The organism is Roseibium sp. JB4-4, from assembly GCF_055693425.1.
Genome location: NZ_CM146333.1, coordinates 2,039,055 through 2,064,848 on the forward strand (window position 1 = coordinate 2,039,055; position 25,794 = coordinate 2,064,848).

Sequence of the window (25,794 nt, forward strand, 5' to 3'; positions counted from 1 at the left end):
AGCGTTGAAAAGACCTGAACTGACGCAGGCCCTCTACAGAGCGTTGTTCGAAGAATGGGCGGAAAGAGGATACGCGGCCATCAGCCTGGAAAGGGTCGCCTCGCGGGCGCAGGCCGGAAAAGCGGCTATCTATAGACGTTGGCCGTCAAAGCTCTCGTTTTGTAGCGATGCAATCAAGGAAACCGCGGTTCCCTTGGTGGAAACTCCGGATTGCGGATCGTTGCAGGAAGACGTTCAGGCATTTCTTGTAAATCTCAGACGGGTCTTGAGACATCCGCTTGTAAGAAAAATCCTGCCTGACCTGGAAGCAGAGCGCGCTCGCGGAGGCGAGATCACTTCCGTGCTCGATCATCTTGCCGCAGAACGGCGCGCGCGATTTCAAGATCTGATCGACCGGGCCGTGTTGCGGGGCGAGCTTGGTCAAACTGTCGATCGGGACCTGATTTTAGATACCTTGCCGGCTCCCCTCTACTGGAGAATGATCGTCAGAGGGCAAAATGCAAGCAGGACTGTGCTGCAGACGCAAGCAAGTATGCTGGCGGCTGCGCTCCGGGAAGCCTAGGGCAGATCATTCTCCAGAATATCCGCCAACGCCAAAGGCTCTATCACCATCGCATCGTGGCCGGATGCAATCTGGACCACAGGCCATCCGAAGCCTTTAGCCCGTTCCAAGGCAACCTTCGCGGGTCGATATGGCGGATCAGTACACTCGATATATGCGGCTGGAATGCCGTTCCCGATCGGATTGTTGAGTTTCAGCGCGGTTGTGAAGGTTCGAAACGGATGCGGGGTCAGCCTGGATTGGAGAAAAGCCACGTCCTGCGGGTGTGTGACACCAAAACTCTCGGGAGGTGCGGGAGGCAGGCTCAGACCTCCACTGGTTTGTCTGGCCAATTCCGTTCGGTCGCGCGCCATATCCTCAGGCAATAGATCCATCCAGGTTTCACCCGAATTCAGCATGATCGCGTCAAGATAGACCAGTTTTGCGATGCGGTCCGGAAGGAGATCGGCAACGCCGGTAATCGGGATTCCTCCGAAACTGTGACCGACCAGGACAACGTCTCTTATGTCCTCGAACTGAAGATGCGCGACAATATCCTTAACAAAGGTCTGGATGGTTATGTCCGCTGACAATAGATGCGCTCTTTCACCCAGACCTGTGTGGGTTGGCGTACTGACGCTGTGACCGCGCTTGCGCAGAATGTCCGCAACGCGTGACCAGCACCAACCACCATGCCAAACGCCGTGCACAAAAACATATGTTCTGGAAGTCATATGGTTATCCTGGGTCTATTCGGCCGCGTCTTGCTCAAACTGATACCCCTGCAACTGCTTGAGTTTGTGCCCCACCTGCACAATCGCTTCAAGAGCTGGAATGAGCTCCAGACCCAGGTCGGTCAGCTCATATTCGACGGACGGCGGTGACGTCGAGCGCACGTGGCGGAGCAAAACACCCCGGCTTTCCAGTTCCGACAAGCGTGCAGACAAGACCTTGGAAGAGACTGGAGGAATATCACTTTTCAGCTCGTTGAAGCGTCTTGGTCCCGCACGCAGGCTCCAGATCACGTTCGGCGCCCAAGCCCCGGCAATCACTTGCATGCACTCAGTCAGCATACAGGGTTCAGGTGGGCTGGGGCTCTTATTCTTGCGCATTTTCAACGGCATAACGCGTCTTTCACTTGTCGGGGTTTCCAGGTCACGGCGGCGAAATCAGGTTTCCCGGCGGTAACTCGATAATGCAAGTTACCAATAGTTACCTACTTGTCAACAGATATCAAATTCCACACTTTCAGGCCATCGAAACCTCAAATGGAAACCTGAAACATGAAACTCTTTTACAAGCCCGGCGCCTGTTCCATGGCTGCACACCTGCTGCTGAATGAAGCCAATGCTAACTACAGTCTTGAAAAGGTCGATACAGAGGCTGGCCTGACGGAAAGCGGCGCTTCCTTTTCCAAGACCAACCCACGGGGCTATGTGCCCGCGCTGGAATTTGAAAACGGTAACGTGCTGACCGAGAATGTTTCCGTCCTGCATTGGATCGGAGAAAACTTTCCCGAGCTGGCATCAGACAGTGCCGGCAATCCTCTGGACCGCTTTCGTCAACTGGAACTTCTGAGTTTCCTGTCCTCGGAACTGCACAAGGCCTTCAGCCCGTACTTTTCCGGAAAAGATTTTTCAGACGCGGAGAGCCAGGAAAACCTGAGAAAACTGAAAGCCAAGATTTCGGATTTTGACAGTCTGTTAGTCGGTAGCGGCCGCTACCTGTTGGGCGATGCGTTCTCGGTCGTCGACGCCTATGCCTTTGTCATCTTGAACTGGAGCAACTTCATCGGCGTCCCCCTGACCGATTGGCCGGCGACACAGGACTATGTTGCTCGGATCAAAGCCCGGCCAGCTGCACAAAGGACGTTTGAAGAAGAAGGCCTTGCAGCATGAGCGATGCCACCAGCCCCATCAAATCCGTTCTCTCCGACTATTTCGACGCGCTCTACTTTTGCGACACCGTGCTGCTGCAAAAGGTGTTTCACCCAAAGGCAATCTACGCAACTGCGGATGAAACACCCCTGCTCTACAGGACCATGAGCGACTACGTCCCTGTGGTCGCACGGCGACAGTCGCCGGCATCGCGCGGCGAAGAGCGCAATGATTCCGTGGACGAAATCCAGCTCGCCGGAGAAAACACCGCCTTCGCGCGGGTTCGCTGTTCCATCGGCGAAAAGGATTTCGTGGATCTTCTGACCCTCGTTCGAGACCAGGGCACATGGAAGATCATGGCCAAAGTATTTCAGATCAAAGTCCGGGAAGAAGGAGCCGAATGATCGATGCCCTATGTCAATATTCAAGTCACTCGCGAGGGAGTTTCGCCCGATCAGAAGGCTGAACTCATCAAGGGCGCAACAGACCTGCTGGTCAACATTCTCGGCAAAGGCCCCTCGACGACCTTCGTGGTGATTGAGGAAGTCGAGATGGAAAACTGGGGCATTGGCGGCCTGCCCGTTGAAGAGTACCGCGCAAGGCAAACGCAACGTTAAGTCAATGAAGCCGGATCTGTTCCGGCTTCATTGCCAATTGCGTACAGAAGGAGACACCTAATCCGAGACAGGCCTGGCAAAGATCGATCCAAAGCTGTAGCAATTCAGCACCTCAACCAAGAAGCTCTATTGATGTCAAAATCAAGACAATGACCCGCGCGCTCTACAAGACAATTCTTGGTGCCGACTTCGATCAGGTACCTCCCGAAATCCGAAGGATGCACAGCTTTGCCCGTGTGGCGACCGGTTCTGCTGATGTGACACGCGGCCGCTCGCTGGTTGCCGGACTGATCTGCTATCTCGCGAGGCTCCCGGAGGCACGGAAGGGCGTCGCCGTTGAAACACGCTTTGCCCCCATAGAAGGAGGTGAAAGGTGGACGCGCGTTTTTGGCAAACAACCGTTTCAAACAGATATGATGGTTGGCACGCGAGACAATTTTCCCTGCATGGAAGAACGTCTTGGGCCGTTCTTGTTCAAAATGCGCGTCATCGCGACACCAGACGGTATCGACCTGACACCGGAGAAAGTCTATCTCGGACCACTTTCCATTCCCCTGTGGCTTTCCCCCAAGGCGATTGGCCGTGAGCGGGTCAAAAACGGAAAGTACTCGTTTTTCGTCGAGGTGACCTTCCCAATTGCCGGGAAGGTCTTTGGCTATTCGGGCTGGCTTGAGCCCTCCGTGCTTCTGGACGAAACCGGGAAAGCCTGAACAGGTCATTCAAACTCCACCAGAGCCTTGCGTCGTTTGCCGACCGAAAGGGACAAGCGCTCATTTGCGCCCAGATCACCCGTGCCGATACGACGGCGCGCATCGTCAATAATATGATTGTTGAGACGCACGGCTCCTCCTTCGACCAACCGTCTGGCCTCGCCGTTCGAGCCGGCAAACCCCATGGCGACGACCAGTTCCAGAAGGCCGAGTCCCTCAGCCAATCGGGCGAGCGGCAACTTGTGGGTTGGCTCCAAAATATCGCCCTCGCCCGCGAAAAGCGCATCCCCCTGCCGCAGAGCACCCAGCGCTTCTTCCGGGCCGTGCACAATTGTCGTTACCTGCGTGGCAAGTATCTTCTTTGCTTCGTTCAGCTCAGCGCCCTGCAACTCTGACAAACGCTCGACTTCCTTGATCGGCAATTCGGTGAAAAGACGCAGGAATTTGCCAACATCGGCATCAGCCGTGTTGCGCCAGAATTGCCAGAACCCGAAGGGCGACAGGTGTTCTGGATGAAGCCAAACCGCACCGGCTGCAGTTTTGCCCATCTTGGACCCACCTGCCGTTGTCAGAAGCGGTACGGTCAGTCCATGAAGCTTGCGGCCATCGCGACGCCCCAGCTCGACGCCATTGACAATGTTGCCCCACTGATCGGACCCTCCAACCTGTAGACGGCATTCGTGACGTTTGGATAACTCAAGAAAATCAACGGCCTGCAGCATCATGTAGCAGAACTCCAGAACCGTCAGCGGCATTTGTGCTTCAAGCCGGGATTTGACGCTGTCGAACGTCATCATCCGATTGACCGTGAACTGAGAGCCATAGTCGCGGAGGAATTCCAGGAAGCGAAATTCGTTCAGCCACTCCGCATTGTCGACCAACAGAGCCCCATCTGCCCCTTCCATGTCGACCAGCCTTTCGACCGAACGACGGATGGAGGCGATGTTCGCCGCGATCTGGCGCTCTTCGAGCATCGGCCTTGCGTCCTTGCGGAAGCTCGGATCTCCAACCTGGCTTGTGCCTCCGCCAAGAACGATGATCGGGCGATGTCCGAGTTTCTGCAGCCAACGCATTGTCATGAGCGGCATCAGATGCCCGACATGGAGGCTGGCCGCGGTCGCATCGAAACCGGCGTACGCAGTAATCGGCCCCTGCGACAGGGTGTTGTCGAGGGCTTCGATGTCCGTGCACTGATGCACGAGACCACGCTCAAGAAGCACAGCGAGCGCTTCCGATTTGAGTTTTGAAGCAGGTTTCCCGGCTTCGATCATATGTTTGGTCATGGTTCGCTTCCTGGTTCCCCCGCCAGGAAGCTTGGGTCCTAGAAACCAAAAAGCCGCCTGACGCGGCGGCTTTTGAGGTGTCTATGTTGTGAGCAAGATCCTACGCAGCCGCCGGTATGTCGGTGACGTAATAAAAATACACAAAGGATGCGCTGGTCTTGATCATGCGAGCTTGATGCAAGATGACGAGGGATGAGTCAAGTGGCTTAATCGCTATCCAGTTTTATCAGGCAAAAGTTTTGCAAGGATCTTGAAGAGCGTTTCGATGTCCCTTTCGGTCAATCGGTCGGCGAAATCTTCTTTGATCGCAGTGCGGTAAGTCGGCCACATTTCATCAAGCAGTCTTCCCCCTGATGACGTCAGATAGACTAGGACGCCACGCCCATCCTCCTGCGCTTTCCGCTTTTCCGCATGGCCAGCTGCGACAATCCTATCGACAAGCCGTGAGGCGTTGTACTGGGCAAGCAAGGTGCGTTTTTCAATCTCAATCAGACGCAATCCCTGTCCCTTTGCCCACCGCAGTTCAAGCAGCACGTCGTACCAGGCAAGAGGCGGAAGACCCGATTTCTTCAATCTGTCTTCGACGCGCTCAAGAGCAATGTTGCTTATACGGTGTAGCCGCGCCCACGCGTTTATCGCCATTTCGTCCGGCAACTCTTCTGATTTCTCGGTCATGGACTGACATTGCCTTTTTAATGCAGATGCATCAATCTTGATTTTTCATGCAAATGCATCTAACTAGATGCAACTGCATGAAATTGGAGTATCACATGAGCGAAGTTCAAACTCTCATCAGCCATAACCTTTGCCCCTATGTTCAACGGGCGGCCATTGTTCTTTCTGAAAAATCCGCTCCGTTCGACCGGATTTACATCGATCTGGCAGACAAACCTGAATGGTTTCAAAAGGCATCGCCTCTTGGAAAGGTGCCTTTGCTCAAGACCGGAGAAGGGCGTTACCTCTTTGAATCCGCGCCAATCGTCGAATATCTGGACGAAACCCAACCGGGCAGACTTCACCCGGACCAGCCTGTCGAACGCGCCAGACATCGGGCCTATGTCGAATTTGCCTCGCAAGTCCTGAACGGCATCGGCTCGCTTTACAACGCGAAACACAAGCAGGATTTCGAAGCAGCGAAGGCAGCGTTAAGACTGAATTTCTGCCATCTGGAAGAACAAATTGATCCCGAGGGCCCCTTCTTTGCAGGCGACCCCTTTTCGCTCGTCGACGCGGCCTTTGCGCCGGTTTTCAGATATTTCGATGTGCTAGATGACTTCGTGGACCTGAAGGTTTTGGATGGATTGGAGAATACTGAGAAATGGCGACAGCATCTGGCCAAGCGCCCCTCGGTGGTGACCGCCGTTGCCGAAACCTATCAGGAGGACCTCAGAGCATTCCTGCGCAGACGCGACAGTTGGCTATCCTACCTCTTGAAACAGTCTGACATTGCAGCATCGGCAACGGCGAAACACTGACTTGCAGCCCGTAATTCAGGCGATCGCGGCTCCGGCCCTGGTGAGGTCTTGCTTCAGAGATGGCCATTTGGCCGGCGTCGCGGTCAATATTGCCGGCTCGCGGATTTCAACTTCATATCCTCGGGACAGTGCTCCCTTGGCCGTTAACTGGACACAATGGCAAGCATCGAGACCGACAAGCGTCAAGCGGCCGATGTCCCGCTTTGCAAGAAAGCTCTCGAAGTCCGGGCTCGAAAACGTGTCACCGATCGATTTTTCAAAGACGGAAGAATCACGAATTTCAAGCTTGCGGTCGAACTTCAACTCTTCCCGTCCTGGCGTTCCTATGCCTCCGGCGACAAGCTTCATCAACTGGATGATGGGCCAGTCACGAAAGACGTTCCTGACAAAAACCACGTCGTGACCGGCTTTCCGCGCGGCAGAAATCATCCTGTTGATTTCATCAAGAGCGGCGTCGCGCACACTCGGATCGAATGCGTTCTTACCGGTGTTGCGGGTAAAGTCTTCCTGCACATCAATAACGACCAGCGCTTCGTTCGGCCGAACACTATTGTCGATCTTGGCCCCTTTGGTCGGCGTTCCAAGCTTGCGGACGAAATAGGCAATATAGAGAAAGAGCCCCAGAAGACCCAGGATCACCAACCCGACGATACTCAATACTAAGGACATGATTGACCTCCTTGATGTCGTTTCATTCAAGCGCTTTCGGCTGATCCGGATCGTCTTCGAACTCGGCGAAATGATCGAGCATGGCACACAGAACCCGCTGGGTGGATTGAAGATCCTGTGCGGAGAACAGTTCGCAGACCTCATCGATCTCACCATTCTCCCTTGTGCGGATGTCGCCAAACACCGTTTCACCCGCCTCGGTCAGTAAGAAAAGCGGTGAGCGCTTGTGCGCCGGATTGGGTTTTCGCTCCACCAGGTGTTGATCTTCCAGCGCATACATCAACAACTGGATTTGTTGGCGGGCGAGGAAAAGCGTTCTGGCAACTTCGGGCACCGAAAGCGGACCCGCCTCCTGAAGCACTTCCAAAACGGCACGCATTCCCACGGTCACATCCGTCCCCTGAAGCTTTGCCTCCACGGCGCGTGCAAGGCGCCGATGCACCGGCCGGATCAAACGGATGATCTCATAAAGTTCGATTGATTTATCCATGAAACTCTCTTTGACAAAAGTATTGTCATTTTGACATGCGAATTGTCAACAAGGAAAATTGAACAAACAAAAACCCCGGCAAAGCGCCGGGGTTCTCGCGTCTCAGAATACTGAAGTCCAACCTATTCAGCAGCTTCCGGCGTCACCTGAGCTGGTTCCGGTTCGGTCCATTTCAGGACCGGTTTGCGGGCAGCGCCGGTTTCGTCGAGACGGCGGCGTGGAGCAAGATACGGCGCTCCGGAGAAGCGCTCTGTCTCACCTCGCTGCGCACTCATGACGAGATCGCGCATGGTGGCGACGAACAGGTCGAGCGACGCCCGGCTTTCAGATTCCGTCGGTTCAATCAGCATCGCGCCATGGACAACCAGCGGGAAATACATGGTCATCGGGTGATAGCCCTCGTCAATCATTGCCTTGGCAAAATCGAGCGTAGTCACTCCGCTGTCTTTCAGGAAACTGTCGTCAAAGAGCACTTCGTGCATACAGGGCCGGACGCCAAAAGGAAGGCTCATCAAATCCTGAAGGCCGACACGGATATAATTGGCGTTCAGGACAGCATCCTCGGAAGCCTGTTTCAGGCCATCAGAACCGTGGCTCATCATGTAGGACAGTGCCCGGACATACATGCCCATCTGCCCATGAAATGCAGTCATGCGACCGAAAGGCTGCTCGTCCTCTGACGTTGCCGCATTCGTCTCAACCAATTCAAGTCCGGCATCGGACTTGCGGATGAAGGGAAGCGGCGCATAGGGCGCCAGACGATCCGACAGCACAACCGGACCGGAACCTGGACCACCACCGCCATGAGGTGTCGAAAAGGTCTTGTGCAGGTTGATATGCATGGCATCAACACCAAGATCACCGGGACGGGCCTTGCCGACAATGGCGTTGAAGTTAGCGCCATCGCAATAGAAGAAGCCACCTGCATCGTGGATCAGGTCGGCAATTTCCTTAACGTCCCGTTCGAACAATCCGCAGGTATTCGGATTGGTCAGCATGATCCCGGCAATGTTGTCTGTGTGCTCTGAAATTCTGTTTTTCAAAGTTGCCAGGTCTACGGTGCCATCATCCTTGGCATCGATGGAAACGACCTTGAACCCGAGCAGTGCCGCGGTCGCCGGATTGGTGCCGTGGGCGCTTTCCGGCACCAGCACGATCTTGGGATCCCGGCCGGCAGCCGTATGTGCGGCCTTGATCGCCATCATACCGCAGAGTTCACCATGTGCGCCGGCCTTGGGGCTCATGGCGACCGCGTGTGTCCCCGTCGAGACCATCAGCCAGTGGGCGAGTTCGTCGATCAGTTCCAGCGCGCCGGGTACAGATGAAACCGGCTGCAGCGGATGAATGTCGGAGAAGCCCGGCAGACGTGCCATCTTCTCGTTCAGCCGTGGATTGTGCTTCATCGTGCAAGAGCCGAGTGGATAAAGACCGCTGTCGATTGCGTAGTTGTTGCGCGACAGGCGAACATAATGGCGCATGGCTTCAGGCTCGGCGAGGCCAGCCAGACCAATATCGGCCTTACGTTCAAACGCGCCGAGCTCAAACTCAATCCCATCGTCCTCGTCAAGATCGACGCCGGTCGTTTCAAGCGACCCGAATTCGAAGATCAGTGGCTCTTCCATATCGAGAGCGCGATTGCCGGTGAAGGTTTTTGGCCGGAAGCTCTCCCCTGCGTTGCCAGGTGCGGTCGGGCGTCCTTGCGTATTCATGCTCATGCCAGCACCTCCTTCAGAGCGGCTGCGAAGGCAGCCCGGTCTTCATCCGTATTGACTTCTGTCGAAGCAACAACCAGCAGATTGGCCAAGTCCCGGTTCTCGGGTTCAAGGCGCGATACCGGCAGACCTGCAAGGATCCCGCGCTCGACGAGGCGCTCAACAACGTCTTCGGCAACCTTCGGAAGAGAAAGAGTGAACTCGTTGAAATAGGCCGTATTCAAGACTTCAACACCAGGCACGGCGCTGAGCAATTTCCTGAGTTTTACGGCATTGCCGTGGTTTATCCTGGCCAGCTTTGTCAACCCCGCCTGTCCCAGCAACGCCATGTGAATGGTGAAGGCCAGACAGCAAAGTCCAGAGTTGGTGCAAATGTTGGATGTTGCCTTGTCACGACGGATATGCTGCTCACGCGTTGAAAGCGTCAGCACGAACCCGCGCTTGCCTTCCGCGTCGACAGTTTCACCGCAAAGACGGCCCGGCATCTGGCGAACATATTTCTGGCGAGTGGCAAAGAGACCGACATAAGGGCCACCGAAGTTGAGGCCGTTGCCAATCGATTGACCCTCGCCAACAACAATGTCGGCACCTTGTGTTCCGGGAGGTTCGATTAGTCCCAGGGAAACCACTTCCGTGAACACTGCAATCAGCAACGCCTTGTGCTGATGCGCCTTTTCAGCAATCGGCTTCAGATCGATAAGCTGGCCGTAGAATGAGGGCGACTGCACAACAACACAGGATGTTTCGTCGTCGATCTGCGAGAGGATATCTTCAGTCCCCATCGGATCTGCGGGAAGACTGACAACCCTGTCGCCTGACATGTTAGACAGGCCTTCGACGACTTCTCGATATTGCGGATGAAGACCGCCGGAAAGCACCGCCTTGTTGCGTTTCGTGACCCTGTGAGCCATCAGAACAGCTTCACCTGTGCCGGTGGAACCGTCATACATGGATGCATTTGCAACATCCATGGCTGTCAATCGGGCAACCTGTGTCTGAAACTCAAACAGATACTGCAAAGTGCCTTGGGTGATTTCCGGCTGGTAAGGCGTATAGGAGGTCAGAAACTCAGACCGCTGAATGAGATGATCAACGGTTGCAGGAACATGGTGCTTGTAAGCCCCGGCTCCAACGAAAAATGGTACTGACCCGGCCGACGTGTTTTTCGCAGCCATTGCAGAGAGCTTGCGCTCAACCTGCATTTCACTTGCACGTTTCGGAAGGTCCAAGAGGCCGTCCAGACGAACGTTTTCCGGTATGTCGGCAAACAGGTCGTCAATCGAATTGACACCGATCCGCGCAAGCATGTCGCCGCGGTCGGTATTGCTTAATGGCAAATAGCGCATCAGGCAGCTCCCAAGAGTTGTCAGACCCTGCCAACGGTGTCCGGATCCTGCTCCGGCCCTGTCCCGGCCAGTTGATCAACCGGCCGCGTCCACTCGTCAGCAGAGCGGTTCAATTTCTGCGGTTCATGCGGCATTTCAGGTTTCAACCACCCTTGCTGCATGTACCGGTCTACGGGCGTTCGACCTTTGCCTCACTCGTGCAGCTTGCGCCAACACGTTGAGCCTCGCTGGCCGTGCGCCCCGTTGTCATGGCGCCGTCAATCGGAGTGGTTCGGGCTCCACCACGATTTCGCATTTCACGGAGTTGGCGATGAAACAGATATCATGCGCCTTCTCGTGGAGATCCGTCATCCAGGTCGGATCCGGGGCTTCCGCTGCAATCAAATTGATTTCCGGCTTCAATACCACTTTGGTAATCGCCATCTTGCCTCTGGCCACGCGGTTCATTTCACCGCGTGCATCGTCACGATAGCTCGCTACGTTGAAACCCGCCCTTCGGGCGAGGTCCAGAAACGACATCATGTGACAAGACGAAATGGCAGCCACGAGGGCTTCTTCCGGATCAACCGCACCTTCGATGGAATGAGGCAGGGGCACTATCGTGGGCGACGCGCTTGCCGGAACTTCCAAGCCACCGTCAAAACGCCAGATATGCCCACGAGAATAAGCATTGGCGGCATAATCACCGTCACATGCCCATTCAATCTTAGCTGAATAGTGGTGCCCCGCCATGAATTACAGTGTCTCCACGAATGCCTTGTAGGCCGCCTGGTCCATAAGCTCGTTCAACTGGTCTGCATTGCCGACCTTCATCTTCAGAAACCAGGCGGCGCCCTCAGGGTCCTCGTTGACCTTGGCAGGTTCGTCTGCGAGCGCGTCGTTCGCTTCGACAATTTCACCGTCGATCGGTGCATAAACCTCACTTGCGGCCTTAACAGATTCCACCACGGCGGCCTCATCGCCCTGTGACAGCGCCTTGCCTACTTCCGGCAGTTCGACAAAGACAACGTCGCCAAGCTGTTCCTGGGCATAAGAAGTGATGCCAACGGTGGCGACATCGCCTTCCACGGCAATCCATTCGTGATCCTTGGAGTAGTAAGTGGTCATAATTCTCGTCCGTTCTCTGGAGCTTTTTTACGATTTTGGTTTGCGGTAATAGCGATTGGGCACAAAAGGCATGTCCGCCACGGTGGCGGGCAAGCGGCGTCCTCGCACGATAAGTTCAAGCTGAGTTCCAATTTCGGCCTGCGCGCGTGGCACAAAGCCCATGGCAATCGGGGCACCGACATTCGGCGCGAATCCGCCCGAAGTCACGGTTCCGATCACATCTGCACCCGGCAGAGCTATTTCAGCACCTTCACGAGCAGGCGCTTTGCCATCGAGGCTTAACCCGACGCGTACGCGGTCAGCGCCGTCACGGAGCTCTGCCTGAATCCGATCTGAACCCGGGAATCCGCCTTCTTCGCGGCGGCGTTTCTGCATACAGAACGTGATATTGCCTTCGACAGGAGAGGTCGTTTCATCAATATCGTGGCCATAAAGGCAAAGGCCTGCCTCAAGACGTAGACTGTCGCGTGCGCCAAGCCCGATGGGCTCGACCCTGTCATCTGCCAGAAGTGCCCGGGCTATTGCCTCGGCCGCACCAGCAGGAACGGACATTTCGACGCCGTCCTCACCCGTATACCCAGCTCGCGCGATGTGACAGTCAATTCCGTCGAATTCCATGGAAGACGCGCTCATGAAAGCAAGTTCTGCCGCTTTGGGCGCGTGCGCAGCGACCGCAGCGACAGCTTCTGGACCCTGCACCGCAATCAGCGCACGGTCCTCGACCACTTCGAGCCTCACATTTTCCGGAAGTCTGGCGCGAAAATGCGCGTAGTCGACATCCTTGCGCGCGGCGTTGACGACAAGCATGAGCCGACCATCATCTTCGGTCGAGATCGAGCGGGTGACCATAAGGTCGTCGATAATTCCGCCTTCGTCATTCAACAGGACGGTGTAACGCTGTCGGCCGAGCCCAAGTTCGACAAAGTTCGACGGGGTCAATGCTTCCAGCGCGCGCGCGGTGGTTTCATGATCGGGTCCGATCAGAAAGGCCTGGCCCATATGGGACACATCGAACAAACCGGCCCTTGAGCGGGTATGCTGATGTTCGGCCATAATGCCGGCCTTGAATTGCACAGGCATGGAATAACCCGCGAAGGGTACCATTCGTGCGCCAAGTTCCACATGAAGGTCGTGAAGAGGCGTTTGTTTCAGATCGGACTCTGTAACGGGTTCCGCCATAACGGTCCTCGAATTCGGGGTTGCGCAGTCTCAAACCGCCCATCGTGGGCAATGGTTTGTCTGCACCCCCTCTGTCCGAGTACCTGAGAGATTTCCCGCTAGCCGCCTCAGACGGCCGAGCGGTTACTCCTTCGGTGAGCAGTCCGCTTGAACGGATCACTGCTTTCCAGAGCGTTTTAACCTATGCGGTCCTTTTGCCTGAGAGTTTCCGGGGCGGTTGCTCCTTCGGCGCCGGCATCTAAACATCCGGCCTCTCCCGCATAAGCTTTAGCGTGTCACCACACCAATCAGGGGACGACCCCGATTAGGGCGCGATTGTGCGAGCCGGATATACTCTTGTCAATATGCGACGTGTCGCAACTTATGTTTGCCCGTGCAAAATCTGTTTGTCTTCTCCTCACAACGAGGTTTTTTAGCGACGGCGGCCTTCATCAAATCCGAAGACGATCTTGACGCTTGCGCCGGCGGGAATCGTGAATTTGTTTTCAATCAAGGTCCAGGTTTCGGCAGGTGCTCCAGCCGCAATTGAAACAGGGATCTTGAGAATCTCGGAACTCAGCGGTTTCTCGTCCTCTCCGCCGGGGACAACAGCAACACGCAGCGGCAAGACAATGTCTCCGCCCTGCCAGGCAGGGCCCGGGGTCACATCACCTGAGAAACCGAGCTTCATGCGGCGCCCGCCATCCGCTTCACTTGTGCAGGTGACAGCCCATTCCTCTACCGTGGCCTGATAGCGCAAACCCGATGGTTCGTTCTGTTTGCCGCGCACATAATTCATGATCAGATAGGTGTTGGGCTTCAACTGCATCGGCGGGCAAGGTACAGGCGGGGCAAACGTTTCCGGGGTCACTTCAATCGGCGCACGACCGCCTGAAATCACCTTGCCAGCAACGCTGTCCGCACCACCGCAGCCACTCAAAACCACCGCACACAGGCCAGCCCCAAAGGCAAGCTTTATCTTGGTTGCGGACACGGCTCGAAACGTTCTGATCATCATTTTCCCATTCGAATGCAACGCGACTTGGCGGGGCTTATTAGCAGGTCCCGCAATACTTGGCGAGACTTGATGGCGACAATGCATGAAGCAGGAGATTATGGCCGAAATTATGCGCACTTAAGCGCACCTCCCTTGACAGGGAGGGAGGTGAAGCCCTTATTGCGGCCATAAGGGTTTGTCGAAAGTGGACCATGACCGAGACCAAACACGAAAAACAGCCTCTCAGCCTTCAGCTTTGCGCTCCGCGCGGCTTCTGCGCAGGCGTGGACCGGGCCATTCAGATCGTCGAACTGGCACTGACGAAGTACGGTCGTCCGGTCTACGTTCGTCACGAAATCGTGCATAATAAATTCGTGGTGGACGGTCTGAAGGCAAAGGGGGCGGTCTTCGTTGAAGAGCTGGAGGAAATCCCTTCAGAACACAGTGACAGACCCGTTATCTTTTCAGCACATGGTGTTCCCAAATCCGTTCCGCAGGATGCCGAGGCGCGGAAGATGTTCTATCTCGATGCCACCTGTCCGCTTGTTTCGAAAGTGCACAAGGAAGCGGAAATCCATTTCCGCCGTGACCGCGAAGTTCTCTTGATCGGACACGCAGGCCACCCTGAAGTGATCGGAACCATGGGTCAATTGCCGGAGGGCACGGTCACCTTGATCGAGACCGAAGACGATGCCCGCGCCTATGTGCCCAAAAGCGATCGGCCCCTTGCTTATATCACCCAGACGACCCTTTCGGTCGATGACACTGCCGGCATTGTTGCAGTCCTGCAGCAGCGGTTCCCCGATATAGTGGCCCCGCACAAGGAAGACATTTGTTACGCGACGACCAACCGTCAGGAAGCCGTCAAACACGTCGCGCCCAAGGTGGATGCGATGATTGTTGTCGGCGCGCCGAACTCGTCCAATTCGCAGCGGCTGCGTGAGGTCGCAGAGCGCGCAGGTTGCAAGATATCTGTACTTATCCAGCGTGCAAGCGACATTCAATGGCAGGAATTCGAAGGCGTTCGGACTTTGGGCCTGACGGCCGGTGCATCAGCTCCCGAAACTCTGGTAGAGGAAATCATCACTGCTTTCGCCGAACGGTTCGATGTGACAGTTGAGACCGTTCATACGGCGGAGGAGACGATTTCCTTCAACCTGCCAAGGGAACTGCGGGACATGATTGCCCCGGCCCAGGCAGCCACCGGGTAAGACTATGGCTGTGTATACCGAAGTCACCGATGAAGAGCTGAGCGACTTCATCGGCCAATATGATGTCGGGCGCCTGCTCTCGTTCAAGGGCATCGCGGAAGGCGTCGAAAACAGCAATTTCCTGGTACATACGGACAAGGCGTCCTTCATTCTGACCCTTTACGAAAAGCGGGTAAATCCGGACGACCTGCCCTATTTCCTGAATCTATTGCAACACTTGGCGGCAAAGGGTTTGTCCTGCCCGACACCGGTCGCCTCGAGGTCAGGCAAGCTTCTGGGCACACTGGCCGAGCGTCCGGCCGCGCTTGTTACCTTTCTGGAAGGAATGTGGGTCAAGCGGCCCCGCGTTGAGCATTGTGGTGAACTCGGCAAAGCCATGGCTGAGCTTCATCTCGACGGGCGGGACTATGACGGTTTCAGAAAAAACGCTCTGGATGTCAGCGGTTGGCGCCCTTTGTTCGATCAATGCGGGGACCGCAGTGACAGCGTTCATCCAGGCCTGACAACCGAACTTGCCACCGAACTCGAACATCTCGAAACCATCTGGCCCTCGGACCTGCCAAGCGGCGTCATTCATGCAGACCTCTTTCCCGACAACGTCTTTTTTCTGGGCGACGAACTCTCGGGCCTGATTGATTTCTATTTCGCCTGCAACGATGCTTTCGCCTACGACATTGCCATCTGCCTCAACGCATGGTGCTTCGAGCAAGATCTTTCCTTCAATGTGACCAAGGCCAGGGCGCTTCTGAACGGCTACACAGGTGTCCGGCCGCTGAACGAGGCCGAGTATGATGCGTTGCCGATCCTGTGCCGAGGTGCTGCGCTGCGCTTCTTGCTCACACGGCTCTATGACTGGTTAAGCGTACCTCCCGGTGCATTGGTCACTCCGAAAGATCCGATGGAATACATCAAGAAACTGCGTTTTCACCAAACGGTCAGTTCCACAGAGGCTTACGGATTGGAAAGATGAGCACCGAAAACCGCGTCACCATTTATACCGACGGTGCCTGCTCCGGAAATCCCGGACCAGGTGGGTGGGGAGCGATATTGCGTTTTGGCGGTCACGAGCGGGAACTGCAGGGTGGCGAAACGGAAACCACCAACAACCGCATGGAACTGATGGCAGCAATCGAAGCGCTCAACACGCTTAAGCGCCCTTGCGCCGTCGATCTGTATACCGACAGCACGTATGTGCGCAGCGGCATTCGAGAATGGCTTGAGGGTTGGAAACGAAAAAACTGGCGGACCGCTGCGAACAAGCCCGTGAAGAATGCAGACCTCTGGCAAGCCCTTGATACAGCAAGGGAACGGCATGACGTGACCTGGCACTGGGTCAAGGGACATGCCGGTCACCCCGACAATGAGCGTGCAGATGAGCTGGCGCGTGGGGGCATGGCTCCCTATAAGAGCGGCGGCTAATAACAAGATCTGTTCGTGCAACAGAGGGTTTCGAGTGAGCGATATCAGGGGGTCCGCACCGGCAGCGTCACGCCGGACCAAGCCGCATTCAACCGGCAAGGTGCTGATAATGGCGAACCCGACGTCCGGCGGGTATGACGACCAGTTTCTCGAAGACGTTCGACAGCGGCTGGAAAGCCAAGGGCGTTCGACGGAAATCCGCCTGACTCAACGTGCCGGTGAAATTGGTGAAACATGTGCTGACCCTGCATTGAGCGTTCAGACACTCGTGGTCGCAGGTGGCGACGGTTCAATCAACGAAGCGCTCACCGGTTTCCAAGATCATCCCGCCCCGCCGCAACTGGCTGTGATCCCCACCGGCACGGCGAATGTGCTCGCGCTGGAGCTGTCCTTACCGCGGTCTGCTGCTGCCGTTGCCGATATGATCCTCGCCCAAAAGACAAAGCCTTTGCACTTCGGCATTGCCAATGGCAGGCCTTTCGCGCTTATGGCCTCAACCGGGTTCGATGCTGAAGTCGTCCACGGCGTCCCGCTTGCTCTGAAACGCCGTTTCGGCAAGCTTGCCTATGTGATTACAGCCATCCGAATAGGACTGAAACGCAAAGGCGCCCTCTTGGACGTCACGCTGGACGGCGAGACCCTGAGAGGCAAGTTCGCCGTTGCGTGCAATGCGCACCACTATGGCGGCCCATTTGTGATTTCTCCTGGCGGAGCGACCGATCCCGGTCTCCATATGCTGGTGTTGGAAAAAGACGACCCTTGGTCGTCCCTGCGTTATGGGATCGCTCTCCTATGCGGGCGCATTCACAAGGCGAAAGGCGCGACCGTAAGACCGTTCAAAATTGCATCGATCAAGGCGATGAAAGCTGTCGCTGCTCAAATCGACGGCGATCCCTTTGGCGCGACGCCGCTGGAAATCCAGGCATCGGACAAGACTGTGCCAATCCTCGTGCCTTAGCCTCCGCACCGATGACAACCGCTTCAATGGCGGACACCTGTCAGGCGCTTTCGGCTTCCGCCGGCATTTTCCGCAAGATCTTCGTGGCTTCAGAGGCCGAGACAGCTTCTCCGAAAAAGAAACCTTGCGCATACTCACAGCCAAGCTGATAGAGCTCCAGAGCGTCGTTTTCGCTCTCCGCACCTTCTGCAACCACCTGCATGCCCAGATCATGTCCCATGGCAACAATGGTCCTGAGCAGCACCGGCCGCGCAGAAGACCCGTTGGGTTTGACGAAGGATTGATCAATCTTGATGGTGTCAAACGGAAACCGCTGCAGGTAAGACAGCGAAGAATGGCCGGTACCGAAGTCATCCAGCGACAACCCTGCCCCAAGGCCCCGCAAACGCTCCAGAACCTTCGCGGAGTATTCCGGGTTGGACATGAGCAGAGATTCGGTCAACTCGAGCTTGAGCGTTCCCGGCTCCAATGACGTTCTGGACAGCACCGCTTTTACGTCGTTGATCAGATCCTGCTTGAGCAGCTGGCGAGACGATAGGTTGACTGAAGCGAACAGCGGACGTTGCATCGGAAACTCGCGCTGCCAATGTGCAAGCTGCTGAGCGCCCTTGTCCAGCATGTACATGCCAAGTTCATTGATCAGACCGGACTGCTCGGCAACCGGAATGAATTCGGACGGAGAAATCTTGCCGCGTTTTGAGTGGTTCCAGCGAGCAAGAACCTCAAATCCAGCGACAGACTGATCTTCCAGACGAATGATCGGTTGGAAGAAAACACCAAGTGTCTCCTTCTTGATCGCTTCTCTGAGATCTGCCTCCAGATCAACGATATTCTTGTCGAGTGGGCGCAGAATCGGACGGAAGACTTCCTGGCGGTCCCCTCCGAGACGCTTTGCGTGATTAAGCGCAATCTCAGCGTTGGTGAGCATGTCTTCAACGCCCTGCTTGCCACCCTCAAAGAACGAGATGCCAACCGAACAAGTCAGAAAGATCTCCCGGTCTCCAAAGGTGATCGGGGCGCGAACTGCCTTGCGCAGAGCATCGGCCAGCGCGACAATTCTGTCTGGCTCCTGTTCCGACAAGAGCACCAGACCATACTGGTCGCCCGACAGTCGGCCCAATGTGTCCTGTTGGCCGATCAGACGGCCAAGGCGCCGCGCAACCGTCAAGAGAATACTGTCGCCGGCCGACAGACCTATACTGTCATTGACCTGCTTGAACCGGTCGAGGTTCAAAACCAGAATTGTCGGTTTGGACGTTTCCTCAGCCTTCGCACGGACCACTGTTGTACGAAGGCGGTCGACAAAGAGCTCGCGGTTGGGCAATCCAGTCAAATTGTCATGGACCGCATCATGCAGAAGCCGCTCTTCAGCCGTGCGTTCTTCGGTGACGTCCAGGAGCGTCCCGACACAACGTATGACCTCGCCGTCAGACCCGATGATGGGCCGCGCACGCAACCGGAACCAACGGAAATGGCCATCTTCAGACCTCAGCCGGAACGTTTGCATCACACGCCCGCGGCGCTGGTCTATCACCGCATCCAGCGTCGCGCGGAACCGGTCGCGATCCTGCGGGTGCAACACATCAAGCCAGTCCCGCGCCGGTCCTTCCAGCGTGCCATGTTTGAGGCTCAGAAGGTCTTCGACTTCGTTGCCGGTAAAGATCCGATCCCGATCGATATCCCAGTCCCAGATGATGTCGCCTGCACCCGTCAGCGCCAGGGCCTTGCGCTCAACGTCAGAGATCAGGCCCTGTGCGATAGCGCCGCCTGCGAAGGCGTGCTGCATCACCGTAAAGCCGATCAGAAGAACAATCAGAACCAGACCGCCGCCAAGTGCCGGTTGAACGATGTCGTTGCCAAGATATCCGGTCACGGACATGGCTGCGCCAATCAACCAGGCAATCAACAGACACCAGGTGGGGATGAGCAGGATTGCCCTGTCGTAATGCTGAAAGGCCAGCACTGCGATGGTCACGAAGCCCAGTACGCCAATTACTCCCAATGAAAGCCGCGCAATGCCGGCCGCAACCGACGGATCCCAAACCGCCACGCCCAACAGCCCCAATATGAGGATCAATGTCGTCAGCGCGAGGTGAGAATAGTGAATGTTCCAGCGATTAAGATTGAGATAGGCATAAAGAAAGATGATCAAGCTGGCCGCAAGCATCACTTCCGCACAGGCCCTGGCGAGCTGGCTGCCACCGCCGCCCAGATTGAACACCATGCCCCAGAAGCCGAAGTCGATGCACAAATAGGCAAGCACCGACCAGGCAAGCGCTGCTGTTGCCGGGAACATGACGGTGCCCTTGACGACGAACAAGATCGTCAGGAAGAGAGCCAGCAGGCCTGAAATACCGAGAATAATGCCCCGGTAAAGAGTGTAGGCGTTAATGGTTTCCTTATAGACATCCGGTTCCCAGATCCGGATTTCAGGCAGATTGGGCGTCGTCAGTTCCGCGACGAAAGTCACGATGGAGCCCGGGTCGAGCGTCACAAGGAAGACATCTGCTTCCAGGCTTTTCTGACGCTGCGGGGCAATACCCTGGCTGGGGGTGATTGTGGCGATACGCGAGGAACCAAGGTCCGGCCAAAAGACTTCGGAGCTGACAAGCTTGTAGTTCGGCGCGACGATCAAACGGTCTATCTGTTCATCGCTGGTGTTGGCCAGGGCAAAAACGGCCCAGTTTGTGTTGGTACCATCAAGCGACGGAACCTCGATCCGGCGGACGATGCCGTCAGCACCGGGCGCCGTAGAGACCTGCAGCCGTGTTCCGGCGTCCCTGTGAAGCTCAACGGAATTGGTGATATCCAGCGCTTCGATATCAATCGGCACGGGGATCGGTTCGAGAGCTTGCGCCGGGAAGGCAACAAGCATCGCGAAGATCAACCACAGTCCTATGACATTGCGTTTCAGAACGCTGACGTATGTTTCCGGTAACGTATGCGACATGGGGCGAAGAACTACCGGGTTGTTGCGCATCTCACAAGAATTCTTTCAAGATACCGTCAACACTCGGCGCCACCTTTTCCAGCCGTGATGCGTGATCTTCCGCCAAACAGGCAAACAAGAGATGATCCTGCCAGGTGCCGTTAATTAACAGATAGTTGCGCGCATAGCCTTCTCTGTGGAAGCCTGCATTCTCGAGTAGTCGGATGGACGGCATGTTGGTCGGAAGACACGCCGCTTCAATTCGGTGAAGGTTCAAAACGCCGAAACAAAACGGCAAGATCATGGCGACCGCGGAAGACATATGGCCTTTCCCCGCATGCCTTTCCCCCATCCAATAGCCGAGAGTTGCTGTCTGGCTTACACCGCGGCGAATATTGCTCAGCGTCAAGCCACCGAGTATCTCGTGTCGTTTGGCACGAAACAGCAGAAAAGAGAGGCTGCGGCCTTCCTTACGGTCCTTCGCGTAACGGCGCAGACGGCGGCGAAAACCTGACTTCGTCAGATCGTCGGAAGGCCATAACGGCTCCCAGGGTTTCAGGAACCGTCGGCTTTCTGCACGCAGCTCCGACCACTCTTTATAGTCGGACATGATCGGAGGACGCAGAAAGTAACCGCCGGCTTCGATCAGCAGTTCGGCGTCAGGCGATGTTCCCGGCCGTAGCAATGCCATCCTCGCGCGCCTCCAGCCAAATTACATGGAAGCTGCCTGCAGAACGGGTCCCTGCTGAAGCCTGTCCGCAAGCTCTGCTGCGGTCATGATGCCATCAACCGGCCCAATTGCAGTCAGTGTCGGCGTTGCGCCGACAAAGGTTTCGTGCGCCACCCGCCGGATTTCTGCAGCGGTGACTGCGTCAATTTTGGCCGAGATTTCGTCCGGGCCCAGGACGCGTCCGTGAACGAGGATCTGGCGCGCGATCTGCCCGGCACGTGCTGCGGGACTTTCCAGCGCCATCATAAGGCCTGCGCGGATCTGCGCCCGTGACCTGGCCACCTCATCATCCGTAATCGTCTGGGTGGCGGACACCAGCTCATCTGCAATCATCGGCATCAGAGCGCCAAGGTCTTCATGACTTGTTGCAGCATGAAGGCCGAACAGGCCGGTATCGGAAAAAGCCCAATGGAAGCTGTAGATTGCGTAACACAGCCCGTGTTTTTCGCGAATTTCCTGGAACAGCCGCGAAGACATCCCGCCACCGAGCACGGAGGCGAGGATCTGAATGGCGTAGTAATCCTTGGACTTATAGGGTCTGCCTTCAAAGCCCATTAGTACCTGGGCTTCCATGAGATCCTTGTTACGCAGGGTTTCACCGCCCCGGTAGGTGGCTTCAGATTCCTGCGACGCAGCTTCGCTGCTGAAACCGCCCAGTTTTTCCCGAGCCATTGCAACCAGCTCGTCATGATCGACGGCGCCTGCAGCTGCCAGAACCATGTCCGGAGCCCGATACCGTTCCGCCAGATACGTGTTCAACGCGTCCCGATTGAACCCCTGCACCGTCTCCGGTGTGCCCAGAATGGGGCGTCCGATTGGCTGGTCGGGCCAAGCGGTCGACTGAAACAGATCAAATGCCTGATCTTCAGGTGAATCGTTGGCCGCACCGATTTCCTGCAGGATCACATGCTGTTCACGCATCAGCTCCTGGGCGTCAAAGGTAGAGTTCTGCAGAATGTCTGCCAGTATATCGACTGCCAGGGGCATGTCTTCAGCAAGAATACGGGCGTAATAGTTGGTATGTTCGATACTGGTCGAGGCGTTCAGCTCTCCTCCGACGGCCTCGATTTCCTCGGCAATGCCTCTCGCGGTGCGCGATTTGGTGCCTTTGAAAGCCATGTGTTCAAGAAGATGGGTGATGCCGTTCTGGTTCACCAGTTCCGCTCGAGAGCCCGTGCGGACCCAAATTCCAAGCGCCGCGGTTTTCAGGTAAGGCATCTGGTCGGTAACGACCGTCATCCCGTTTTCAAGAACAGTTGTTTGTACTTTCATATAGTCACACCCCAGCGGTGACGGCCCGGGCGTGATCTTCGATATATCGCTCCACCACGTCCTGATCTGCCGCCAATATTTGCTGGCGCTCCTCCGCGCTCATTATGTCTTTAAGATTTTCCGGCAATTCCGGGTGTATGCCAGCCGCTTTTTCGACTGCATCCGGGAATTTGGCCGGATGAGCCGTTCCCAGAACCACCATGGGAACAGAACTATCGTTCTGCTCCTTTGCAACGTGCACACCGATTGCGGTGTGCGGATCCAGAAGGTATCCCGCGTCTTCCCAGACCCGTGCAATTGTTGAGGCCGTTTGTGCTTCATCACACCGCCCGGCTCCAAAGGAGCTCCGCATGTCGGCGAGCGGCCCTTCATCAATCGTAAAACTGCCGGACTGCATAAGCTGGTTCATCATGCGCTGAACAATTGCTCCATCCCTGCCGCAAACTTCCGCAAGAAGGCGCTCGAAGTTGGAGGAAACCTGAATGTCCATCGACGGTGAAATTGTTGGCGTCACGCCGCGCTTTTCATAGCGTCCGGTCTCAAGCGTGCGCGCCAGAATGTCATTGACATTGGTCGCAACTATCAATTTTTCGACCGGAAGTCCCATTTTCATGGCTGCATAGCCAGCGAAGATATCGCCGAAATTGCCCGTCGGCACCGTAAAGGAGACCTTCCTTTGCGGAGAACCCAACGCAGCTCCGGCGACGAAGTAATAGACGATCTGTGCCAGAATGCGCGCCCAGTTGATCGAGTTGACACCCGACAAAGCGACCCGATCGCGGAACGAGAAATGGTTGAACATGCCTTTGACGATTGCCTGGCAGTCATCAAAGTTTCCGGTCAGCGCCAAGGCATGCACGTTGGCATCGTCAGGCGTGGTCATCTGTCGCCGCTGGACATTCGATACCCGGCCGTCCGGAAACAGGATGAATATGTCTGTTCGCTCTCGGCCCCGGAACGCATCGATTGCAGCGCCGCCAGTATCGCCCGAAGTTGCACCGACGATCGTTGCGCGGAGACCGCGCTTGGCCAGGACATAATCCATCATCCGGCCTAGCAACTGCATCGCGACGTCCTTGAACGCCAGCGTGGGTCCGTGAAAGAGTTCCAGGACAAAAGTGTTTGCGTCGGTCTGGACCAATGGTGTTACGGCTGGATGCCGGAAGCCTTCATAGGCTTCTTTGATCATGGACTTCAGATCGTCATTCGGGATGTCGTTGCCAACGAACGGCAGCATCACCTGGAAGGCAACGTCCTCATAGGGCTTGCCCGCGAAGGACGCTATGGTTTCGGCATCAAATTGCGGCCACGTTTCCGGCAAATACAAACCACCGTCGCGGGCAAGCCCCTGGAGCAGGACATCGGAAAATTCCAGAACTGGTGCTTCACCACGGGTGCTCGTGTATTTCACCGCGCAACTTCCCTTTCGATTTGATCTTGTTTCGGGACGCCCTTAAGCCCCTTGCCCGATCTGCCAGAAATGAAGATTACTTCAAAGCCGGCGGATTTGAAACAAACCATGCCAAACATGCGACTTACGCGCCATAACAATCAAGCGCAAGTCGCTTTTGGCTAAAATCGTGACTGTAGTGGGACAGGGATCAGGCGTGGCCAGCATCAGAAAACAGCATCGCCGGGTCGATGCCCAGACTGCCGAGAGCACGGTGCCATTTTCTATCGGATTCCCGATCGAACAGAATGTCTGAGTCGGCGGGTGCCGTAAGCCAGCCATTGGATTGTATCTCGCTCTCAAGCTGGCCCGGTGACCAGCCGGCATAACCCAGAGCCAACATGGCCTGCTCCGGGCCGGTTCCCTGTGCAAGAGCTCTGAGTATTTCAAGCGTTGCTGTCAGACAGATGCCGTTGTCGATCGCCAATGTCGACTGGTTGAGCATGAAGTCGTCGCTGTGCAGGACAAATCCGCGTTCAACTTCAACCGGACCACCTTTGTGAACATTCATGCCGCGCACGCTGGCGGGCATCCGAATGGCACTGTCGTCGTTGACGATATCCAATTGTATTAGGAGTTCTTCCAGTGACAGGTGTCTGGCAACCTGATTTACAACCAGACCCATCGCCCCCTGATCCGAGTGGGAGCATACATAAATTACAGAGTGTTCGAACCGGCTGTCTGCCATGCTCGGCATCGCAATCAGAAACTGTCCTTCGAGGGTATCTGTTGCTTCGGTTACAGCCATTCGTACCTCATTTGCCGTTGATGCCCCCTGCCGCCTTGAAGTGTAGCCCCTTTGGTTGTGTTTGTTAATGTCAGTTTCCAATTTCACTGGTGTTGGGTTCACGGCGGCGTCACAAGGATATGACCCCGATTTAGGCAACCGGCTGATGACCTCCTCCGGAAAGTCGTGTAGCAAAAAGAGCATGAAACGATTTGCCTTTTTTCTTTCGCTCGCCCTCCTGACAGCCCTTTCTCAGGCGCGTGCCGCCATGACCGACTGGACTGAGGTTCAAGGTGGTGCTGTGCGGTTGATTGCCTCTGCCCCGCTAAAAGACGGCACCTATCTGGCGGGTCTGGAATTTCTGATGGAAGAGGGCTGGCATACTTATTGGCGTTACCCTGGCGAAGCTGGAATTCCGCCGCAAATCACGCTTTCTAACACCAAAAACCTGAAAGACATTGAAGTCCTCTATCCGGTGCCGGAGCGCTACAATGACGGGTTTTCAGAATCAATCGTCTATCACGATGGCATCGTGTTGCCGATAAAGGTAACGCCTGAGGACCCTTCAGGTGAGGTTCGTCTTTCCATCGAACTTTTCTTCGGTATCTGCAAAGACATCTGTGTTCCGGGTGATGCTGTTCTCAGTCTCGATTTCGGCCCGAACATGGAAGAAGACAAGCTCGCGGCCAAACTGATCGAACGAGACCTCGACAATGTGCCGGCTTCGTCCAGCGACGATACGCTGAAGATCGAGAATGTAAGCCTGTCTGAGGACAAGACATTGCTTGTCATCGATGCCACCGTTGGCACTGAGGAACAACCGGATCTCTTTGCCGCCGGTCCGCACGGGTCTTTCATCGGCTTGCCAAAGCTGGCCAGCCACGACGGGGATGCCGCGACCTGGCACCTCTCCACCAAGGGTCTGTCCACACATGACGAGGACACGACACTCCGGCTGGTGCTGACCTCTGGCGGCAAGGCAACGGAAGTATTGCAACCGATTGATCCCGCCTGGGTGGAATAGTTCGCAGTCAAGCTTCAAGTTTCCGTTTTTGGCGCCGTGTCCCTCGACTGGAACAGCATTCCGCCCTATCTCTGGCCCGGGCTGCATTTTCC

The 25,794-nt window shown here is 56.0% G+C and carries 28 protein-coding genes and 1 riboswitch; of the genes, 11 read left to right on the top strand and 17 right to left on the bottom strand.

Annotated elements, in window-relative coordinates:
- Positions 1–4: 4 nt before the first annotated feature.
- Complete coding sequence (locus ACZ1HV_RS09350; protein WP_472717910.1) at positions 5–562, top strand: TetR/AcrR family transcriptional regulator; 558 nt, start codon at positions 5–7, stop codon at positions 560–562.
- On the opposite strand, the gene ACZ1HV_RS09355 is transcribed toward ACZ1HV_RS09350, so the two are convergent.
- Together ACZ1HV_RS09355 and ACZ1HV_RS09360 are read right to left on the bottom strand one after the other, a co-directional pair.
- The gene (locus tag ACZ1HV_RS09355; RefSeq protein WP_472717911.1) at positions 559–1,275 is read right to left on the bottom strand and encodes an alpha/beta fold hydrolase; all 717 of its coding nucleotides are present in this window, start codon (positions 1,273–1,275) and stop codon (positions 559–561) included. The two genes, ACZ1HV_RS09350 and ACZ1HV_RS09355, sit on opposite strands and share 4 nt — an antisense overlap.
- 15 nt (positions 1,276–1,290) lie before the next feature.
- Positions 1,291–1,614: a winged helix-turn-helix transcriptional regulator gene (locus tag ACZ1HV_RS09360; protein WP_472717912.1), complete on the bottom strand. Its 324-nt coding sequence runs from the start codon at positions 1,612–1,614 to the stop codon at positions 1,291–1,293.
- Positions 1,615–1,824: 210 nt separating this feature from the next.
- Here ACZ1HV_RS09360 and ACZ1HV_RS09365 point away from each other — a divergent pair, with 210 nt between their 5' ends.
- The 4 genes from ACZ1HV_RS09365 (at position 1,825) to ACZ1HV_RS09380 (ending at position 3,745) form a co-directional block, all read left to right on the top strand.
- Positions 1,825–2,439 (top strand): glutathione binding-like protein, encoded by a 615-nt coding sequence (locus tag ACZ1HV_RS09365; RefSeq protein ID WP_472717913.1) that lies wholly within the window; start codon positions 1,825–1,827, stop codon positions 2,437–2,439.
- Positions 2,436–2,822 carry a nuclear transport factor 2 family protein gene (locus ACZ1HV_RS09370; protein WP_472717914.1) on the top strand — a complete coding sequence of 129 codons (387 nt, stop codon included), beginning with the start codon at positions 2,436–2,438 and terminating at the stop codon, positions 2,820–2,822. Before ACZ1HV_RS09365 ends, ACZ1HV_RS09370 begins: the two co-directional genes overlap by 4 nt.
- A gap of 3 nt (positions 2,823–2,825) precedes the next feature.
- Positions 2,826–3,035, top strand: a complete 210-nt coding sequence (locus tag ACZ1HV_RS09375) for a tautomerase family protein (RefSeq protein ID WP_472717915.1) — start codon at positions 2,826–2,828, stop codon at positions 3,033–3,035.
- 149 nt (positions 3,036–3,184) lie between these two features.
- Complete coding sequence (locus ACZ1HV_RS09380) at positions 3,185–3,745, top strand: DUF4166 domain-containing protein (protein ID WP_472717916.1); 561 nt, start codon at positions 3,185–3,187, stop codon at positions 3,743–3,745.
- 5 nt (positions 3,746–3,750) lie between these two features.
- Here the strand turns inward: ACZ1HV_RS09380 and tyrS are convergent, their stop codons facing one another.
- Both tyrS and ACZ1HV_RS09390 read right to left on the bottom strand, forming a co-directional pair.
- Positions 3,751–5,028: a tyrosine--tRNA ligase gene (tyrS, locus tag ACZ1HV_RS09385; protein WP_472717917.1), complete on the bottom strand. Its 1,278-nt coding sequence runs from the start codon at positions 5,026–5,028 to the stop codon at positions 3,751–3,753.
- A gap of 213 nt (positions 5,029–5,241) precedes the next feature.
- Complete coding sequence (locus ACZ1HV_RS09390) at positions 5,242–5,703, bottom strand: MarR family winged helix-turn-helix transcriptional regulator (RefSeq protein ID WP_298813866.1); 462 nt, start codon at positions 5,701–5,703, stop codon at positions 5,242–5,244.
- A 95-nt stretch (positions 5,704–5,798) separates the two neighbouring features.
- On the opposite strand from ACZ1HV_RS09390, the gene ACZ1HV_RS09395 reads away from it, so the two are divergent.
- Positions 5,799–6,503 (top strand): glutathione S-transferase family protein, encoded by a 705-nt coding sequence (locus tag ACZ1HV_RS09395; protein ID WP_472717918.1) that lies wholly within the window; start codon positions 5,799–5,801, stop codon positions 6,501–6,503.
- Positions 6,504–6,518: 15 nt separating this feature from the next.
- Here the strand turns inward: ACZ1HV_RS09395 and ACZ1HV_RS09400 are convergent, their stop codons facing one another.
- The 8 genes from ACZ1HV_RS09400 to ACZ1HV_RS09435 form a co-directional block, all read right to left on the bottom strand.
- Positions 6,519–7,172 (bottom strand): cysteine hydrolase family protein, encoded by a 654-nt coding sequence (locus tag ACZ1HV_RS09400; RefSeq protein ID WP_472717919.1) that lies wholly within the window; start codon positions 7,170–7,172, stop codon positions 6,519–6,521.
- 22 nt (positions 7,173–7,194) lie between these two features.
- Positions 7,195–7,662, bottom strand: coding sequence for a MarR family winged helix-turn-helix transcriptional regulator (locus ACZ1HV_RS09405; protein WP_298958799.1), 468 nt, complete (start codon positions 7,660–7,662; stop codon positions 7,195–7,197).
- 122 nt (positions 7,663–7,784) lie between these two features.
- The gene (gene gcvPB, locus ACZ1HV_RS09410; RefSeq protein ID WP_298958796.1) at positions 7,785–9,377 is read right to left on the bottom strand and encodes an aminomethyl-transferring glycine dehydrogenase subunit GcvPB; all 1,593 of its coding nucleotides are present in this window, start codon (positions 9,375–9,377) and stop codon (positions 7,785–7,787) included.
- Complete coding sequence (gcvPA, locus tag ACZ1HV_RS09415; RefSeq protein ID WP_298984898.1) at positions 9,374–10,720, bottom strand: aminomethyl-transferring glycine dehydrogenase subunit GcvPA; 1,347 nt, start codon at positions 10,718–10,720, stop codon at positions 9,374–9,376. Before gcvPA ends, gcvPB begins: the two co-directional genes overlap by 4 nt.
- A 246-nt stretch (positions 10,721–10,966) precedes the next feature.
- Entirely contained in the window at positions 10,967–11,452 is a 486-nt protein-coding gene (locus tag ACZ1HV_RS09420; protein WP_298813876.1) for an OsmC family protein, read from the bottom strand.
- A 3-nt stretch (positions 11,453–11,455) separates the two neighbouring features.
- Entirely contained in the window at positions 11,456–11,827 is a 372-nt protein-coding gene (gene gcvH, locus ACZ1HV_RS09425; RefSeq protein ID WP_472717920.1) for a glycine cleavage system protein GcvH, read from the bottom strand.
- 27 nt (positions 11,828–11,854) lie between these two features.
- Positions 11,855–13,006, bottom strand: a complete 1,152-nt coding sequence (gene gcvT, locus ACZ1HV_RS09430) for a glycine cleavage system aminomethyltransferase GcvT (protein ID WP_472717921.1) — start codon at positions 13,004–13,006, stop codon at positions 11,855–11,857.
- Positions 13,007–13,182: 176 nt separating this feature from the next.
- Positions 13,183–13,275, bottom strand: a riboswitch (glycine riboswitch).
- 143 nt (positions 13,276–13,418) lie between these two features.
- Positions 13,419–14,003 carry a hypothetical protein gene (locus ACZ1HV_RS09435; protein ID WP_298813882.1) on the bottom strand — a complete coding sequence of 195 codons (585 nt, stop codon included), beginning with the start codon at positions 14,001–14,003 and terminating at the stop codon, positions 13,419–13,421.
- Between the two features lie 191 nt (positions 14,004–14,194).
- On the opposite strand from ACZ1HV_RS09435, the gene ispH reads away from it, so the two are divergent.
- Genes ispH through ACZ1HV_RS09455 form a run of 4 tightly spaced genes read left to right on the top strand, consistent with a single transcriptional unit; the run spans position 14,195 to position 17,570 of the window.
- Positions 14,195–15,193, top strand: a complete 999-nt coding sequence (ispH, locus tag ACZ1HV_RS09440; protein ID WP_298813884.1) for a 4-hydroxy-3-methylbut-2-enyl diphosphate reductase — start codon at positions 14,195–14,197, stop codon at positions 15,191–15,193.
- A 4-nt stretch (positions 15,194–15,197) separates the two neighbouring features.
- Complete coding sequence (gene thrB, locus ACZ1HV_RS09445; RefSeq protein ID WP_298958784.1) at positions 15,198–16,163, top strand: homoserine kinase; 966 nt, start codon at positions 15,198–15,200, stop codon at positions 16,161–16,163.
- Positions 16,160–16,612: a ribonuclease HI gene (gene rnhA / locus ACZ1HV_RS09450; RefSeq protein WP_298984894.1), complete on the top strand. Its 453-nt coding sequence runs from the start codon at positions 16,160–16,162 to the stop codon at positions 16,610–16,612. The genes thrB and rnhA overlap by 4 nt, the downstream gene beginning before the upstream one ends.
- Positions 16,613–16,646: 34 nt before the next feature.
- On the top strand, positions 16,647–17,570 hold the full coding sequence (locus tag ACZ1HV_RS09455; protein WP_472717922.1) for a diacylglycerol/lipid kinase family protein: 924 nt from the start codon (positions 16,647–16,649) through the stop codon (positions 17,568–17,570).
- Between the two features lie 40 nt (positions 17,571–17,610).
- Here ACZ1HV_RS09455 and ACZ1HV_RS09460 read toward each other — a convergent pair whose 3' ends face one another.
- The 5 genes from ACZ1HV_RS09460 to ACZ1HV_RS09480 form a co-directional block, all read right to left on the bottom strand.
- Positions 17,611–20,520 carry an EAL domain-containing protein gene (locus ACZ1HV_RS09460; protein WP_472717923.1) on the bottom strand — a complete coding sequence of 970 codons (2,910 nt, stop codon included), beginning with the start codon at positions 20,518–20,520 and terminating at the stop codon, positions 17,611–17,613.
- A gap of 31 nt (positions 20,521–20,551) precedes the next feature.
- On the bottom strand, positions 20,552–21,190 hold the full coding sequence (locus ACZ1HV_RS09465; protein WP_298813894.1) for a GNAT family N-acetyltransferase: 639 nt from the start codon (positions 21,188–21,190) through the stop codon (positions 20,552–20,554).
- 21 nt (positions 21,191–21,211) lie between these two features.
- The gene (locus tag ACZ1HV_RS09470; protein ID WP_472717924.1) at positions 21,212–22,501 is read right to left on the bottom strand and encodes a M16 family metallopeptidase; all 1,290 of its coding nucleotides are present in this window, start codon (positions 22,499–22,501) and stop codon (positions 21,212–21,214) included.
- 4 nt (positions 22,502–22,505) lie between these two features.
- Complete coding sequence (thrC, locus tag ACZ1HV_RS09475) at positions 22,506–23,912, bottom strand: threonine synthase (protein WP_472717925.1); 1,407 nt, start codon at positions 23,910–23,912, stop codon at positions 22,506–22,508.
- A 190-nt stretch (positions 23,913–24,102) separates the two neighbouring features.
- Positions 24,103–24,699, bottom strand: a complete 597-nt coding sequence (locus tag ACZ1HV_RS09480) for a YqgE/AlgH family protein (RefSeq protein WP_298813900.1) — start codon at positions 24,697–24,699, stop codon at positions 24,103–24,105.
- A gap of 181 nt (positions 24,700–24,880) precedes the next feature.
- Here ACZ1HV_RS09480 and ACZ1HV_RS09485 point away from each other — a divergent pair, with 181 nt between their 5' ends.
- Positions 24,881–25,702 carry a protein-disulfide reductase DsbD domain-containing protein gene (locus ACZ1HV_RS09485; protein WP_472717926.1) on the top strand — a complete coding sequence of 274 codons (822 nt, stop codon included), beginning with the start codon at positions 24,881–24,883 and terminating at the stop codon, positions 25,700–25,702.
- The last annotated feature ends 92 nt before the right edge of the window (positions 25,703–25,794 follow it).

Coding starts and splice junctions, on each gene's coding strand:
- ACZ1HV_RS09355 (WP_472717911.1), bottom strand. CDS start 1,275: ATGACTTCCAGAACATATGTTTTTGTGCACGGCGTTTGGCATGGTGGT.
- ACZ1HV_RS09360 (WP_472717912.1), bottom strand. CDS start 1,614: ATGCTGACTGAGTGCATGCAAGTGATTGCCGGGGCTTGGGCGCCGAAC.
- ACZ1HV_RS09365 (WP_472717913.1), top strand. CDS start 1,825: ATGAAACTCTTTTACAAGCCCGGCGCCTGTTCCATGGCTGCACACCTG.
- ACZ1HV_RS09370 (WP_472717914.1), top strand. CDS start 2,436: ATGAGCGATGCCACCAGCCCCATCAAATCCGTTCTCTCCGACTATTTC.
- ACZ1HV_RS09375 (WP_472717915.1), top strand. CDS start 2,826: ATGCCCTATGTCAATATTCAAGTCACTCGCGAGGGAGTTTCGCCCGAT.
- ACZ1HV_RS09380 (WP_472717916.1), top strand. CDS start 3,185: ATGACCCGCGCGCTCTACAAGACAATTCTTGGTGCCGACTTCGATCAG.
- tyrS (WP_472717917.1), bottom strand. CDS start 5,028: ATGACCAAACATATGATCGAAGCCGGGAAACCTGCTTCAAAACTCAAA.
- ACZ1HV_RS09390 (WP_298813866.1), bottom strand. CDS start 5,703: ATGACCGAGAAATCAGAAGAGTTGCCGGACGAAATGGCGATAAACGCG.
- ACZ1HV_RS09395 (WP_472717918.1), top strand. CDS start 5,799: ATGAGCGAAGTTCAAACTCTCATCAGCCATAACCTTTGCCCCTATGTT.
- ACZ1HV_RS09400 (WP_472717919.1), bottom strand. CDS start 7,172: ATGTCCTTAGTATTGAGTATCGTCGGGTTGGTGATCCTGGGTCTTCTG.
- ACZ1HV_RS09405 (WP_298958799.1), bottom strand. CDS start 7,662: ATGGATAAATCAATCGAACTTTATGAGATCATCCGTTTGATCCGGCCG.
- gcvPB (WP_298958796.1), bottom strand. CDS start 9,377: ATGAGCATGAATACGCAAGGACGCCCGACCGCACCTGGCAACGCAGGG.
- gcvPA (WP_298984898.1), bottom strand. CDS start 10,720: ATGCGCTATTTGCCATTAAGCAATACCGACCGCGGCGACATGCTTGCG.
- ACZ1HV_RS09420 (WP_298813876.1), bottom strand. CDS start 11,452: ATGGCGGGGCACCACTATTCAGCTAAGATTGAATGGGCATGTGACGGT.
- gcvH (WP_472717920.1), bottom strand. CDS start 11,827: ATGACCACTTACTACTCCAAGGATCACGAATGGATTGCCGTGGAAGGC.
- gcvT (WP_472717921.1), bottom strand. CDS start 13,006: ATGGCGGAACCCGTTACAGAGTCCGATCTGAAACAAACGCCTCTTCAC.
- ACZ1HV_RS09435 (WP_298813882.1), bottom strand. CDS start 14,003: ATGATGATCAGAACGTTTCGAGCCGTGTCCGCAACCAAGATAAAGCTT.
- ispH (WP_298813884.1), top strand. CDS start 14,195: ATGACCGAGACCAAACACGAAAAACAGCCTCTCAGCCTTCAGCTTTGC.
- thrB (WP_298958784.1), top strand. CDS start 15,198: ATGGCTGTGTATACCGAAGTCACCGATGAAGAGCTGAGCGACTTCATC.
- rnhA (WP_298984894.1), top strand. CDS start 16,160: ATGAGCACCGAAAACCGCGTCACCATTTATACCGACGGTGCCTGCTCC.
- ACZ1HV_RS09460 (WP_472717923.1), bottom strand. CDS start 20,520: ATGTCGCATACGTTACCGGAAACATACGTCAGCGTTCTGAAACGCAAT.
- ACZ1HV_RS09465 (WP_298813894.1), bottom strand. CDS start 21,190: ATGGCATTGCTACGGCCGGGAACATCGCCTGACGCCGAACTGCTGATC.
- ACZ1HV_RS09470 (WP_472717924.1), bottom strand. CDS start 22,501: ATGAAAGTACAAACAACTGTTCTTGAAAACGGGATGACGGTCGTTACC.
- ACZ1HV_RS09480 (WP_298813900.1), bottom strand. CDS start 24,699: ATGGCTGTAACCGAAGCAACAGATACCCTCGAAGGACAGTTTCTGATT.
- ACZ1HV_RS09485 (WP_472717926.1), top strand. CDS start 24,881: ATGAAACGATTTGCCTTTTTTCTTTCGCTCGCCCTCCTGACAGCCCTT.